The sequence below is a fragment of the Bradyrhizobium sp. LA2.1 genome, from assembly GCF_040547725.1.
Classification (GTDB): Bacteria; Pseudomonadota; Alphaproteobacteria; order Rhizobiales; family Xanthobacteraceae; genus Bradyrhizobium; species Bradyrhizobium barranii.
The window spans coordinates 110,150-124,211 of the sequence record NZ_JBEPQI010000006.1 but is presented as its reverse complement, the minus strand read 5'-3'; the positions used below and the strand labels follow the sequence as shown (position 1 = coordinate 124,211).

The 14,062-nt window shown below is 63.6% G+C and carries 11 protein-coding genes; 4 read left to right on the top strand and 7 right to left on the bottom strand.

What is annotated here, in order from left to right; genetic code table 11:
• Nucleotides 1–8 precede the first annotated feature (8 nt).
• The 4 genes from ABIB95_RS13265 (at nt 9) to ABIB95_RS13250 (ending at nt 5,134) form a co-directional block, all read left to right on the top strand.
• Nucleotides 9–578: a class GN sortase gene (locus tag ABIB95_RS13265; RefSeq protein ID WP_354239876.1), complete on the top strand. Its 570-nt coding sequence runs from the start codon at nt 9–11 to the stop codon at nt 576–578.
• Nucleotides 579–731: 153 nt separating this feature from the next.
• Entirely contained in the window at nt 732–1,724 is a 993-nt protein-coding gene (locus ABIB95_RS13260; RefSeq protein ID WP_354239874.1) for a glycosyltransferase family 2 protein, read from the top strand.
• A gap of 215 nt (nt 1,725–1,939) precedes the next feature.
• Nucleotides 1,940–4,159, top strand: coding sequence for an acetate--CoA ligase family protein (locus ABIB95_RS13255; protein ID WP_354239872.1), 2,220 nt, complete (start codon nt 1,940–1,942; stop codon nt 4,157–4,159).
• A gap of 144 nt (nt 4,160–4,303) precedes the next feature.
• Entirely contained in the window at nt 4,304–5,134 is an 831-nt protein-coding gene (locus ABIB95_RS13250) for an MlaD family protein (protein ID WP_354239870.1), read from the top strand.
• 43 nt (nt 5,135–5,177) lie between these two features.
• On the opposite strand, the gene ABIB95_RS13245 is transcribed toward ABIB95_RS13250, so the two are convergent.
• From ABIB95_RS13245 to urtC, 7 genes are all read right to left on the bottom strand, one after another.
• Nucleotides 5,178–8,174: an autotransporter outer membrane beta-barrel domain-containing protein gene (locus ABIB95_RS13245; RefSeq protein ID WP_354239869.1), complete on the bottom strand. Its 2,997-nt coding sequence runs from the start codon at nt 8,172–8,174 to the stop codon at nt 5,178–5,180.
• A 393-nt stretch (nt 8,175–8,567) separates the two neighbouring features.
• Nucleotides 8,568–9,608: an aliphatic amidase gene (locus ABIB95_RS13240; RefSeq protein ID WP_354239868.1), complete on the bottom strand. Its 1,041-nt coding sequence runs from the start codon at nt 9,606–9,608 to the stop codon at nt 8,568–8,570.
• Between the two features lie 45 nt (nt 9,609–9,653).
• Nucleotides 9,654–10,031, bottom strand: coding sequence for an FmdB family zinc ribbon protein (locus ABIB95_RS13235; protein WP_354239867.1), 378 nt, complete (start codon nt 10,029–10,031; stop codon nt 9,654–9,656).
• Between the two features lie 94 nt (nt 10,032–10,125).
• Complete coding sequence (fmdA, locus tag ABIB95_RS13230) at nt 10,126–11,355, bottom strand: formamidase (RefSeq protein WP_354113321.1); 1,230 nt, start codon at nt 11,353–11,355, stop codon at nt 10,126–10,128.
• 28 nt (nt 11,356–11,383) lie between these two features.
• On the bottom strand, nt 11,384–12,073 hold the full coding sequence (gene urtE, locus ABIB95_RS13225) for an urea ABC transporter ATP-binding subunit UrtE (RefSeq protein WP_071909047.1): 690 nt from the start codon (nt 12,071–12,073) through the stop codon (nt 11,384–11,386).
• A gap of 12 nt (nt 12,074–12,085) precedes the next feature.
• Nucleotides 12,086–12,841: an urea ABC transporter ATP-binding protein UrtD gene (urtD, locus tag ABIB95_RS13220; protein ID WP_011083791.1), complete on the bottom strand. Its 756-nt coding sequence runs from the start codon at nt 12,839–12,841 to the stop codon at nt 12,086–12,088.
• A gap of 64 nt (nt 12,842–12,905) precedes the next feature.
• The gene (gene urtC, locus ABIB95_RS13215) at nt 12,906–14,048 is read right to left on the bottom strand and encodes an urea ABC transporter permease subunit UrtC (RefSeq protein WP_014491163.1); all 1,143 of its coding nucleotides are present in this window, start codon (nt 14,046–14,048) and stop codon (nt 12,906–12,908) included.
• Nucleotides 14,049–14,062 lie beyond the last annotated feature (14 nt).

Below are 14,062 nucleotides of genomic sequence, written 5' to 3'. Positions count from 1 at the left end.
TGGAAACAATGCTCCGCCTGATCTCCCCTCTCGCTCTCGCACTTGTCGGCCTCATCCTGTTCGGCGACGGCGCCTACATTCATGCCAAGGCCTGGCTCGCGCAGGTGCTGCTGGAGCGCGCGTTCGACAGGAGCGTTGCGACCGGCGGCGTGGTCAAGCCATGGTCATGGGCCGACACCTGGCCGGTCGCACGGATCGAGGTGAAGCGGATCGGCGCCAGCGCGATCGTGCTGGAAGGCACCAGCGGCCAGGCCCTCGCGTTCGGACCCGGCCATATCCACCAAACGGCTGATGCCGGCGAGCGCGGCATTGCGGTATATGCCGCGCACCGCGATACACATTTCCGCTTCCTGCGGAATGTCGCCATTGGTGACGTAATCGATGTCACACGCCGTGACGGAAAGCACTTTCGCTATCGGGCGGATTCCTCCGCTGTGGTTCGCTTCGATGAGTCCGGCATCGATCCCGCGGCGCAGGATGTCGAGCTGGTGCTCACAACCTGCTGGCCCTTCGACGCCGTCACGCCCGGACCCGAGCGCTACACCCTGCATGCCACCTTGATCGAAACAGGTGAATAGCGGTTCGCAATCGGCCATCCGGGATCGATAGAGACCGCGCCGAACAGCCGGGGAACCGCGCTTGATCGGGCCGCTGAACTGGCGTCGTCTCCTATAGACCTGTAAGAACAGCCGATTGATCTTTTGACGCTGTAATTTTCAGGACAACCTGTAATGGACGACGAGTTCAGGCAGCGCCTCGAACAGCGGCTGGAACAACTCGAAAATCGTGTCGCGCTCCTGGAACGGAATCAGGACCTCATTGCTGCCGGACAGAGACGATCCTCGCTGCGGAGCCTCTGGCGACGCCCTCCGATGTGGACCTTCGAGCAATATCCGCCGCGCCTGCTCAACCTGACTGCCTTCCCGCCTGCGCCTGCGATCCCGGCGAATGCGCCGCGGATCACGATGGTCACGCCAAGCTACAATCAGGCGCAATATCTCGGCGCCACGATCGAGAGCATCGTCAGTCAGAACTATCCGAAGCTCACTTATCACGTGCAGGACGGCGCCTCGATCGACGGCACGATCGATCTCCTGAAGAGCCGAGGCGAGAACATCAGCTGGACGAGCGAGCCGGACAAGGGCCAGTCCAACGCCATCAATCTCGGCTTCGCCGGTGCCGATTGCGAGATCATGGCTTATCTCAACAGCGATGACATGCTGCTTCCCGGAGCGCTCGCCTATGTCGCCGACTACTTCATGGCGCATCCCGATGTCGACGTCGTCTACGGCCATCGCGTCTTCGTCGACCGCGAGGGGCTCGAGGTTGGACGCGCCGTGCTGCCGCCGCATGACGGCAAGGCTTTGCAATATGCCGACTACATCCCGCAGGAGACGATGTTCTGGCGCAAGCGCGTGTGGGACAGGATCGGGCCCATCGACGAGAGCTTCCACTACGCGATGGACTGGGATTTCATCCTGCGGGCGCAAGCCGCGGAATTCAAGTTCGTGCGCCTGCCGCGATTTCTCGCCTGCTTCCGCATCCACGATGCACAGAAGACGGCTTCGACCTACGCGCTCGGCGTCAGGGAGATGGGCATCCTGCGGCGCCGCGTTCTTGGCTTCGATCCGACGCAGATGCAGATCCGGCGCGCCATCGCTTCCTATCTCGCGAAGCAGTTGGCCTATCACTACGCCTACAAGCTGCGCCTGCTGCGCTACTGAACGATGGCAGAGGCGTGATCACCATTTGAAAGAATGCGCGTCACGCAGTCGTGGCACGTCGTCCGATCGTTCGCACTTTCGCCAAAAGTCTGGTGATGCTAGCCTTGTCGCGAAGCACGCAGCATTCCGCCACGCGGCATGGAGCCATCACGATCAGCCCCGCCAGACGCCGGCGCAAGACAGGGCGCTGCAACAAGAACAAGAGGTAAAGCGCCATGGAAGCCCAGGTACCTGCTGCGTCTGTTTCTCCGCGTCCATGGTCTCCAGCGCCCGATGCCAGCGATGTCGTCAAGGGCATCCACGCCATGTTGCACCCGCACAACATCGTGCTGGTGGGCGCGACCGACAAGCCCGGCAATTATGCCGAGCGCATCTGGAACAACCTCGTCAAGTACGGCTACGAGGGCGGGCTCTATCCGGTCAACGCCAAGCGCGACACCGTCTGGGGCGTGCCCTGCTACAAGGATTTTGCGAGCCTCCCGGAAAAGCCCGATCACGTGCTGGTGCTGGTGCCCGCGCGCTTTGCCGTGCAGGTGATCCGCGACGCCGCCGCGGCCGGCGCGCGCTCGGCCACCATCGTCACCTCGGGCTTCAGCGAGTTGCAGGATGAGGAGAGCCAGAAGCTCGCTGCCGAATTGCAAGCTGCGATACGCGAAACGGGGCTCGCCGTCACCGGCCCGAACTGCCTCGGAAACTTAAGCGCGGGCGAGAAGCTCTTCACCAATATCGACGACCGCGTCGTCACCATGGAACAGGGTGCGGTGGCGATCGCCGGGCAATCCGGCGCCATCGTCATGGCGATCCGGCAGGCGCTGGAGGATCGCGGCGTCGGGGTCGGCTACATGGTGACGACCGGCAACGAGGCCGGGCTCGAGACGCCGGACCTGATGCGCTATTTTGCCGAGGATCCGAGCATCAAGGTGATCGTGGTCTACCTCGAAGGCGTGCGCAACACGAAGGCGTTTCGCGACGCCTGCAAGGCCGCGCGCGCCGCAAGCAAGCCGGTCATCGCGCTCAAGCTCGGTTCGTCCGAGGGCGGCCGCGCGGCGGCGATGGCGCATACCGGTGCGCTCGCAGGCTCGATCGAGACGTTCGACGCCATCGCGACCCGTGAAGGCGTGATCCGGGTTGGCGGGCTCGACGAGCTGATCGAGACCACCGAATGCTTCGTTCACGCGGCCGTGCCCAAGGGCGACCGGCTCGCCGCGGTCACACTATCAGGCGGCAAGCGTGGCATGCTGCTTGACGCCTTCTATGCCGAAGGCCTGAACTTTGCGCCGCTGAGCCCGCACGTCGGCTCCGAACTGGCGAAGATGCTCGGGCCGGGCTCGATCGTGGGCAATCCGCTCGATGCCGGCTTTGCCGCGGTGGTCGATCCCTCCGTCTACATGAAGTCGATCGAGCTGACGATCGACGACCCCGATATCGACATCGTCATCATCGATGCCGAACTGCCCAAGGCGCCGCACGAGTTGCGCGAGCGCAATCTGCGCATCGTCGATGGGATGGCGAGCCGGGCCGGCAAGCCGGTGATCTACATCAGCGCGATGTCGGTCGGCTTCACCGAATTCACCAAAGGCTTGCGCAAATCGCTGCCGCATCTCGCGGTCATGCAGGGCATGGACCGCGCGGTGACCGCGATCAAATCGCTGCTCGACTATGCGAAGCTGCGCAAGGCAGTGCCCGACATCGCCTCGAGCTCGAAGCCTGCCACCCGCGCCGTGCTGGAGAAGGCGCTGAAATCGGCGAGCGGTGCCGCGCTCGACGAGGTTGCCTCGAAGAAGCTGCTGAAGGCCTACGGCATCCCGATCTCGAAGGAGGCGATTGCGCAGACGGCGGCGGACGCCGCGAAGATCGCGAAGCAGATCGGTTTCCCGGTCGTGGCAAAAGTCGTCAGCGCCGAGATCCTGCACAAATCCGACATCGGCGGCGTGGTGCTGAACCTCGCCAGCGCGGCGGAGGTGAAGAAGGCATTCGCCGACATCACCGCGCGGGTGGCGAAGTTGAAGGGCAAGCCGAAGCTCGACGGCATCCTGATCGCGCAGCAGGTCAAGGCCGATCTCGAGCTCGTGGTCGGCGCGTCGCTCGATGCCGAGATGGGTCCGGTCGTGCTGTTCGGCACCGGCGGCATCGACATCGAGCTGATGAAGGACGTCGCACTCGCCGGCGCACCGCTCGACGAGGCCGAGGCCCGGCTCCTGATCGGCCGCACCAAGGCCGGTATCAAGATGCGTGGCTATCGCGGCAAGCCGGCCTTGCACGAGGCCTCCGCGGTGAAAGCGCTGGTCGGCCTGTCCAATTTGATCGCAGATGCCGGCGACCGGATCGCCTCGATCGACGTCAACCCGTTCCTGATCAACACCAAAACGGGCGTCGCCGTCGACGCGCTAATCGTATTGAACAATGCTGCTGCAAAACGCGCGGCCGGGCATTGATGTCGCGTAAGGCGGATTGGCGGGTTACGCTTCCGCCTTCGCTCTTCGAGCTACGGCGGACAAGTCGTTAACCCGCCCGCTCTAGTATTGCGGCCGCAGCATCGTCCTTCCAACCATCCCGCTTTGGCCGTAAAATCGCCCTGCATGGCACGCGCGAGCAACCTCGTAATCGGAACGGCGACGCTGGCGGTCATCGCCGTGGCGTTCGGCGGCGTGCTCGGCGTGCAGAAATGGCGCACCGCCCAGAGCCGGAGCCAGTTGCGCGTGGTGTTCGAGGGCGGCTCCGCCAGCGGCCTGCGCCGCGGCGGGCCGGTCAATTTCGACGGTGTTCCCGCGGGCCAGATCCTGTCGATCAAGCTGGATAATCCGCGCAAGATCGTGGCGCTGGTGATGCTCGACAACACCGCGCCGATCCGCAAGGACACGGTTGCGGGCATCGAGTTCCAGGGTCTCACCGGCGTTGCCGCGATCTCGTTGATCGGCGGCGCGCCCTCAGCCCCACCGGTGCCGCTGGATACGGACGGCATCCCCATGCTGATCGCCGATCTCAGCGACGCCGAATCCATCGTCGACACCCTGCACAGTGTCGATCGCACGATCGTCAGCAATGCCCCTGCGATCAAGGACGGCCTGCGCACGTTCGAGAACTACACCGCCGATCTCAGAAGCAAGGGCGGCGAAATCGACTCCGTCATGGCCAAGGTCGACAGCGCCTTCGCGGGCTTCGACAAGGCGGTCACCAAGATCGAAGGCGTGGTCCCCGGCTTCGCCGACGGCAAGGCCGACGAGCTGTTCGAGAAGATCAAGGGATTGCACGAGCTCGCCGATGCCATGAAGAAGAAGTCGGCTGCCTACGTCGAGGACATCCGCCGCTCGCTGCTCGACGTCAGCGAGGCCGCCAACAAGATGGCTGGCACGCCCTCGCCTGCCGCCGCCCCGCGCCCGCCGCGCAAGCCTCCGCAGAAGAAGCAGTGACGCTCTTTCTTATCCTCCCCTGGAGGGGGAGGGTGGCAGCGCCCTACCACGCGTAGCGCACGACGCCCTTGCCGGCGTAGGAGCGGGTGACGTTCGAGAACTCGCCCTCGAAGGTCGCCGACGCAGACCAGCCATTCATCCAGTTCATCTGCACCGCCGCCGTGGTCAGCGCGGAATCGCGCGCCAGCGCTGCACCGTTCACGACGAAGGCCGATCCCGGCAGGGTCTGGAACACCGCGCCGACGGTGCGGTCCGGATTGTAATCATGCGCCCAGGCGACGCGGCCGCGCAGGGTCATCAGGCCACCGGCCGCGGCGAATGATTTGTCGGCGCGCAGGCCGAGCTCGGTGCGGGTGCTGGTCACGTCCTTGGCGGCATAGTTGAGCGCGAAGGTGCTGTTGCCGACCACCGCGAACTCCGAATAGTTCGGAAGGCTGAACATGGTGGCCTGGGCCGCCGCATAGGGCGTGAGGCCGATCCACTGCGTAGCGTAGCGGTAACCGCCCTCGACACGGCCCGAGAGGGCGTTGGCGTTGAACTGCGCCCGCAGCTGATCGACGCCGGCGGCCGTGACGATGCGGTTGGTCGTGACGTCCTGCCAGCCATAGGCCAGTGCCGCCGTGATATAGGCAGGTCCTGCCGTGTGACGAACGAAGGCGCCGGCCTGGAACAGGTCGGAGCGGCCCCAGCCGAGCCCGTTGACGTTGAAGCCGGTCCCACCGCCGGCAAGCGCAAAGCCGGCGATCGTCGACGGCGAGAAGCGATAGTCGAGGCCGACGGCGGTGCCATAGACGCTGCTGGTGGTGTTGTTCGAACCGAGCGCGACATTGCCGTCGGTGGTCTGCGAGCCGCCATAGCCGGCCGCCCACACATCCCAGCGCTGCTCGAAGGTTGCGGCCGGTGCCTTGCGGTAGATCGAGGCGAAGGCGTCGCGCGCGTTCTTGTCACGCCCGCCCTTGCCGGTTGCGGCATAGGCATTCGCGCCCGGCTCGTCGGCATAGGGCGTCGCACCTGATGTGCCGCTACGTCCCGAGCCGAACACATCGGTCAAGAGGCCAAGGAACAGGTTCATCGCATTGAAGGTCGTCTGCTGCGAACCCGTTGCCGGTTCGCCGGAGGCCTGGGTCAGGCCGTTGGGGCCGAGGCCCGCGAATTCGGCTTGAAGGAAGCCATTGGCGTTGAAGAAATTCTGAAGCGTCGTGGCGACGTTCTGCTGGTTGATGTTGAGCGCGTATTTCGCGCCATAGTTCAGCGTGAAATCGAGGAACACTTCGTTTGACCCGACCGTCGTGGTGCCGACTAGGCCACCCGGCGCGGCAACGCCGGCGAAATTACCGGTGGCGCTGCCGAAAAACTGCATGATCGAGTAGTGCTGCATTATCTTGCTGCCGGGATACAGCGCGACACCCACGGTCCCGTCCAGCGTGACGTTGCCGCTGACGAGCGCATGGCTCGTGCTGAATCCACTACCGGCCTGCACAACATAGACCGAGCCGGGCTGCAAGGTGAGATCGCCCTGGACCTGCATGCTTGAGCCCGGGCCGCCGTCGCCGGGCGCATAGATGCCACCGGTGGCGATAACGGTGTTGCCGACAATCCCGGCGCCGAACAACGCACCGCCGGCATTCACGGTGGTCAGGCTCGATTGCGAGATGTCGCCATCAACCCGCAGGATGCCGCCATTCACCGTCGTCGTACCGGTGTAAGTGTTTGTGCCGGAGAGGATCAGCGTTCCGCTGCCGACCTTTTCCAGCGAGCCGGAGCCGATGAAACCACACCCGCAGGGATCGTAGTCGCCGATGACGCCATCGACCAGCGCGGAGCGGTTATTGCTGCCGACGACGAGCGTGTTGCCGCCACCGATATAGTAGGTGCCATTGCCTTCGATCGAACCGGCCGTGATGCGGCCGTCGCCCTTCGGGCCGAGGCTGATCCCGAAATCGACGACGCCTGTGCCGGTGGTGATGAAGCGCGCATTGCCGCCGGTGGAATTATCGAAGAACTCGGTCTTGCCACCGTCCTTGGTGATGATCGTGGCGTTGCCGGCCGTCGTGAACGCACCGAAATTGGTCAGGCCATCGGCCTCGTTGATAATGGTTGCATTGCCGGCGGTCGCAGTATCGGACCCGGACAGCGTACCAAACACGGTCCCGCTGAAATCCTTGTTCACGATGGTCGCGGAGCCCGCCGAGGATTGATCGAGGAATGCGGTGCCGCCGCCATTCTGGTTGGTGATGTTGGCCGTGCCCGCATTGGTCCGGCCAAAGAAGCCGGTCAAGCCGCCGTCATTGATGATGGTCGCCCGGCCGGCCGTGGCGGTGTCGGTGCCGCCCCCGAGCGGATCACCGAAGTACAGCTGGCCGTTATTGGTGATCACCATAGAGCTGGCGGAGGTCGCGTTGAGGAACATCGTCGTGCCGGAGATAGCGTTCAGGAGCGATGTAATTCCCGACGTATCGGCATTGACGATATTGAAGAGGCCCTCGTTGTTAACGGCGCCAATGATGCTCGCGGTGTGGGTGGCGTCACCGAGCTGCAGCGCTGCGCACGAACAGATGAAAGTGTCGCCGGTATAGGTGTTGGCGCCGAGCAGCGCCAGGATGCCGGGTCCCTGCACGGAGATGCCACCACTGCCGGTGATGCGCGAGGCGATCACGGCCGATGGGTCTGTCGTGCCGGTGACATCGTTGGTGAAGAACGTCGTCCCCCCGGAGGCTAGCCTGAGATCGCCGCCCTGAATGGTGTAGACAGAACCGTCGCCGGTGAGGTCGAAGCCCACGAGGCTGGTGAGCTGCACGCCGCCTGGCGTAACCGTCACCGTGCCACCGCTTGCCGGCGTCGAGACTCCCGAGTAGCCGAACACCGTGCCGACTGACGAGGGATCGTAAGCAGTGCTGGTCGAACCGAAGACGTCCGTCCAATTCGTGGTGGTGGTGTCCCAGACGCCGCCTCCGCCGTTGACGGCGCCGTTCGGCGTGGTCTGCGACCCGTTGAAGATTTGCTGCGCTGCTGCGGGGCTCGCCGCCGCCGCCGCGCTCAAGGCGAGGCCGATCCAGAATGCCGCGCGAACAGCGGTGGCACGACGCGAGCAACCCCGCCCGCTCGATGGCAACCAAGCCCCCACGCTCTTCCCCTCACCCGCGGCGCTCCCCAGCGGCGCCGCGAGGAACTTAGGCCATGAGGCTGGCCGGTAGAACTACGGTTCCTCGAGAATCAGCCAACGGGACCGCAACTTGGGCAGATTCAACAACTCATGTTGCAACCGAGCCACGGTTTTGCCGGGCTCAATTCCTACCCCGCGCATGCGCCCATGCGTCAGAATGTCCGCTCCATGTACAGCCGTTCACATCTTGGCTGATCATCCAGGGCCGCGCCCCGTGCCCCCATTCCTCGGCGCATTCGCATGAATGGCAAGCGCGCCGTCCGCAATAGCTCAGTAATTGCTCGCCGCCGACCCATTCGGGATGCCGTCGATCGGACATTCCTCCGTCCCCGGCGTCGAGCGGGTCATCGCCTCGACCATGTCCCGCGTCCCTTCCGGATCGGCGATCCAGTTCTTGTAGAAATCATAGGGGCAGGCCGCGACGCCGCGCGGGCTTTCGCCGGAATTGATCATGCCGGTGTAGCCGCGGTGGACCAGCTTGTAGAGGTGGTTCTGCGACTGGCCGTTGCGGCGCGCATCGCGGATCAGATGTTTCGACAGCTGGGCATATTGGATGCCGTAGTCCTCTTCGCCGCACTCGCCGAGCGTCCGGCCGTCGAAGCCGATGATCGCGGAGTGACCGAAATAGGAATAGACGCCGTCGAAGCCGGCGGCGTTGGCGACGGCAACATAGACGTTGTTGGCCCACGCCATCGCCTTGGAGATCATGACCTGCTGCTCCTTGGCCGGATACATGTAGCCCTGGCAACGCACGATCAGTTCGGCGCCCTTCATGGCGCAGTCGCGCCAGATCTCCGGAAAGTTGCCGTCGTCGCAGATGATCAGGCTGACCTTCATCCCTTTCGGGCCGTCGGAGACATAGGTGCAATTGCCGGGATACCAGCCCTCGATCGGCACCCACGGCATGATCTTGCGGTACTTCTGGACGATCTCACCCTTGTCGTTCATCAGGATCAGGGTGTTGTAGGGCGCCTTGTGCGGATGCTCCTCGTGGCGTTCGCCGGTCAGCGAGAACACGCCCCAGACCTTCGCCTTGCGGCAGGCCTCCGCGAAGATCGCGGTCTCCTCACCCGGCACCGCCGAGGCGGTCTCGTACATCTCCTTGGGGTCGTACATGATGCCCTGGGTGGAGTATTCCGGGAAGATCACGAGGTCCATGCCGGGAAGGCCCGCCTTCATGCCCACCAGCATGTCGGCGATCTTGCGGGCGTTGTCGAGCACCTCGGCCTTGGTGTGCAGGCGGGGCATCTTGTAGTTGACCACCGCGACACCGACGGTGTCGTTGCTGCTGGAAATGTCACCGTGAAGCATTTGGGCCGCTCCTGTCTTTTGTTCGTTTAATGTTGGCGCGTGGCGTCAGTGGCTGATCATCCAGGGCCGCGCCGTCGGAAAGCCCTTGGCGCCGCTCCTGGTCTTGGTCATCAGCCGCGCGGGCTTTGTCTTGTCCGTCGAGCTCTTGTCCTTCACGGTCTCGCCCGACGAACAGCAACCGCAGCCGGGACCGTGCGAGGCCTTGTATTGCGCGAGCGTCTGCGGCGCATGCGTGCTGCGCTCGTTGACGGCGTGCGCCTTGCGCTTCTCGGCCGGCATGCAGAAGAAATTCGGCGCGGTCAGGATCACCCGCGGCGCCATCGTCTCGCAGTGCGGACAGCTTTGCGGATCGTCGCATTCCGCCATCGGGCGCAGGTCCTTGAACGGCCCGCAATCGTCACAGAGATATTCATAGACCGGCATCGCATCATCCCTACGCTGTTGCCTGTGAGAGAATTCCCGCGGCGGATGCGGGGCGGCAAAGTCGCGCCGTCCCGCATCCCGTCGCGCAGGGAGACTATTTGTCCGGCGAGATCGGCATCTGGATATCGCCGGTGATGTGCTTGATGGGTCCTGCCGCCGAGGGCATCACGTCGAAGTCGAAGATCTCTGTCGGCAGCCACAGCGTGGCGCAGGCATTAGGAACGTCGACCACGCCGGAGATGTGGCCCTGGCACGGCGCGGTGCCGAGGATCGAATAAGCCTGAGCGCCGGAGTAGCCGAACTTCTTCAGATACTCGATCGCGTTGAGGCAGGCCTGGCGATAAGCGATGTGGACGTCGAGATAGTGCTGCTTGCCCTGCTCGTCGACCGAGATGCCCTCGAAGATCAGATAGTCCTTGTAATTCGGCGTGATCGGCGACGGCTTGAAGATCGGGTTCTTGATGCCGTACTTCGCCATGCCGTCCTTGATCACCTCAACCTTCAGATGCAACCAGCCGGCCATCTCGATCGCACCGCAGAAGGTGATCTCGCCATCGCCCTGGCTGAAGTGCAGGTCGCCCATCGAGAGACCGGCGCCGGGCACGTAGACCGGGAAGTAGATCTTCGAGCCGCGCGAGAGATCCTTGATGTCGCAATTGCCGCCGTGCTCGCGCGGCGGCACGGTGCGCGCGCCCTCGGCGCCGATCTTGTCCTTGACGTCGCCCTTGGCACGGCCGCCATGGGCGGTCGGCGCGAATGGCGGATTGGCGAGGCCGGGCACGCGGGTCGGGTTGGTCGAGATCAGCTCGGCCTCACGCTTGTTCCAGGTCTCCAGCATCTTCGGATCGGGCAGGCAGCCGATCAGGCCAGGATGGATCAGGCCGGCGAAGTTGACGCCGGGCACGTGACGCGACGAGGTGTAGAGACCCTTGATGTCCCAGATCGACTTCTGCGCCAGCGGGAAATGGTCGGTCAGGAAGCCGCCGCCGTTCTGCTTGGAGAAGAAGCCGTTGAAGCCCCAGAGGCTCTCCTTCATCGGACCGACGTCGAGCAGATCGACGACGAGGAGATCGCCGGGCTCGGCGCCCTTGACGCCGATCGGGCCGGAGAGGAAATGCACGATCGACAGATCGATGTCGCGCACGTCGTCGGCGGAATCGTTGTTCTTGATGAAGCCGCCGGTCCAGTCATAGGTCTCGATGATGAAGTCGTCGCCGGGGTTGACCCAGGCCACGATCGGGATGTCGGGGTGCCAGCGGTTGTGCACCATGTCATTATCGTAGGCCGATTTGGTGAGATCGACCTTGATCAGTGTCTCTGGCATCGAGAAGCTCCCCTTTTACTGCGGTTGGTTAGACGGACAGATATTTCGAGACCTGCGCGGCATCGACGGCGTCGCGCGGATCGTCGCGCACGATCTCGCCGTTCTCGATCACCAGCACGCGGTCGGCGATATCGAGCGCGAAGCTCAAGACCTGCTCTGACACCACGATCGAGAGCCCCTTTTCGTCGCGGATGCGCTTCAAGGTGCGCGCCATGTCCTTGATGATCGACGGCTGGATGCCTTCGGTCGGTTCGTCCAGCAGCAACACCTTCGGCTTGGTCGCGAGCGCGCGGGCGATGGCGAGCTGTTGCTGCTGTCCGCCGGAGAGATTGCCGCCGCGGCGGCCCTTCATTTCCAGCAGCACCGGAAACAATTCGTAGATGTCGGCCGGCACTTCGGTCCCGCCGGAGACGACGAGACCGGTCTCGATGTTCTCCTTCACCGTCATGGTCGAGAAGATCATGCGGCCCTGCGGCACGTAGGCGAGGCCCTTGGCGACGCGCTCGTAGCTCGGCAGGCCGCCGAGCTCGGCACCGTCCATGGTCACCGAGCCGCTTTTGGCGGGGAGGATGCCCATCAGCGACTTCATCAGCGTGGTCTTGCCCATGCCGTTGCGGCCCATGATCGCAACGATCTCGTTGGGCGCGACCTTGACGTTGAGCCCGTGCAGCACCTCGCTCTGACCGTAGGCGACGTGAAGATCGGAAATAGCCAGCATCGTCGCGTCTCCTTAATGGCCCAGATAGACTTCGACGACCTTGGGGTCGTTCTTCACCTTTTCCATGGTGCCCTCGGAGAGGATCTGCCCCTGGTGAAGCACGGTGACCTTGTGGGCGATGTCCTCGACGAATTTCATGTCGTGCTCGATCACCAGCACCGAGCGGTTCTTGATGATGCGGTTGAGCAGCTCGGCGGTCTTGGCGCGCTCGGACACGCTCATGCCCGCGACGGGCTCGTCGAGCATCAGCAAATCCGGATCCTGGATCAGCAGCATGCCGATCTCGAGCCACTGCTTCTGGCCGTGGCTGAGCAGATCGGCGTTCACGTTGAGCCGATCCTTCAGGAAGATCATTTCGGCGACTTCGTGCACCCGGTCGCGCACGGCGGCGTCGCGGGTGAAGGTCAGCGCGCCGAACACCGAGCGGCCACGCGGATAGGAGATCTCCAGATTCTCGAACACCGTGAGATCGTCGTAGATCGACGGGTTCTGGAATTTGCGGCCGACGCCCGTCTTGACGATCTCGTTTTCCTTCATCCGCGTCAGCTCCTTGCCACGGAACTGGATCGAGCCCGACGTTGCTTTGGTCTTGCCGCAGATCAGGTCGAGCACGGTGGTCTTGCCGGCGCCGTTGGGACCGATGATGACGCGGATCTCGTTCTCGTCGACGTAGAACGAGAGATCGTTGACCGCCTTGAACCCGTCGAACGACACGGTCAGTGCTTCGACGGCGAGCAGGAATTCCTTGGGCTGGTGACCGACGAGCATGATCTATCTCCTCACTGCCAGCGTGGCATCGGCATCGTGGTGACCTACGAGCATGATGATCTCCTCACTCCGCAGGGGCGCCGTCGGCGACCGAGCTGTCGGTCCACCCTTCAGGTTTCGGTTTGCGCGACGAGATCAGGCGATCGATGCGCGGCTGCACGTAGTCGCCCCAGATCCCGGCGAGACCGTTCGGGAAGGCCAGCACCACGGCGATGAACAATCCGCCGAGGCCAAACAGCCACAATTCGGGAAAGGTTTCCGACAGGCTGGTCTTGGCGAAGTTGACCAGCAGCGTGCCGTAGACCGCGCCGAGGATCGACAGCCGGCCGCCGACCGCCGTGTAGATCACCATTTCGATCGACGGCACGATGCCGACGAAGGACGGCGACATGAAGCCGACATTGAGCGCGAACATGGCGCCGCCGATCGCGGCGAACACGGCGGCGATGCAGAAGGCGAAGATCTTGAAGTTCGCCACGCTATAGCCGGAGAAGCGGACCCGATCCTCCTTCTCGCGCATCGCGACCAGGATACGCCCGAGCTTGGAGTGCCGGACGAACTGCGCGATCATGATGCAGGCGAACAGCAGCCCCACTTCGAAGAAGTACAGCACGATCTTGGCGTGGTCGGGCCGGATGTCCCAGCCTTTGAGCGTCCGCAGGTCGGTCATGCCGTTGATGCCACCGGTATAGCCCTGCTGTCCCACGATCAGGATCGTGAGGATGGCCGCGACCGCCTGGGTGATGATGGCGAAGTAGGTGCCGCCGACCCGGCGCTTGAACATCGCGGTGCCAATGATGAGAGCGAAGATGCCAGGCACGAGAATGATGGCGGCGATCGTGAAGGTGAGGCTGCTGAATGGCTTCCAGAACAGCGGCAGCGCAGTGATCTGATTCCAGTCCATGAAATCGGGAATGCCGGGCGTCGACTGGATCTTGGTGTTCTCCACGCTCGATGCCTCGAGCTTGAGGAACATCGCCATGCAGTAGCCGCCGAGCCCGAAGAACACGCCCTGACCGAGGCTGAGAATGCCGCCGTAGCCCCAGCAGATCACCAGCCCCAGCGCGACGAAGGCATAGGTCAGGTATTTCGCGACCAGATTGAGCCTGAAGACATCAAGTGTGAGCGGCAGGACCACCACCAGGAAGACCGCGAGCACCAGAATTCCGATGAACTCCGATCGATTGAAGAAACGATTGTCGGTCATTGCATCAGCCCCAG

What these genes read in the sequence shown, in the direction of transcription:
- ABIB95_RS13265 (WP_354239876.1), top strand. Translation starts at nt 9, where the DNA reads ATGCTCCGCCTGATCTCCCCTCTCGCTCTCGCACTTGTCGGCCTCATC.
- ABIB95_RS13260 (WP_354239874.1), top strand. Translation starts at nt 732, where the DNA reads ATGGACGACGAGTTCAGGCAGCGCCTCGAACAGCGGCTGGAACAACTC.
- ABIB95_RS13255 (WP_354239872.1), top strand. Translation starts at nt 1,940, where the DNA reads ATGGAAGCCCAGGTACCTGCTGCGTCTGTTTCTCCGCGTCCATGGTCT.
- ABIB95_RS13250 (WP_354239870.1), top strand. Translation starts at nt 4,304, where the DNA reads ATGGCACGCGCGAGCAACCTCGTAATCGGAACGGCGACGCTGGCGGTC.
- ABIB95_RS13240 (WP_354239868.1), bottom strand. Translation starts at nt 9,608, where the DNA reads ATGCTTCACGGTGACATTTCCAGCAGCAACGACACCGTCGGTGTCGCG.
- ABIB95_RS13235 (WP_354239867.1), bottom strand. Translation starts at nt 10,031, where the DNA reads ATGCCGGTCTATGAATATCTCTGTGACGATTGCGGGCCGTTCAAGGAC.
- fmdA (WP_354113321.1), bottom strand. Translation starts at nt 11,355, where the DNA reads ATGCCAGAGACACTGATCAAGGTCGATCTCACCAAATCGGCCTACGAT.
- urtE (WP_071909047.1), bottom strand. Translation starts at nt 12,073, where the DNA reads ATGCTGGCTATTTCCGATCTTCACGTCGCCTACGGTCAGAGCGAGGTG.
- urtD (WP_011083791.1), bottom strand. Translation starts at nt 12,841, where the DNA reads ATGCTCGTCGGTCACCAGCCCAAGGAATTCCTGCTCGCCGTCGAAGCA.
- urtC (WP_014491163.1), bottom strand. Translation starts at nt 14,048, where the DNA reads ATGACCGACAATCGTTTCTTCAATCGATCGGAGTTCATCGGAATTCTG.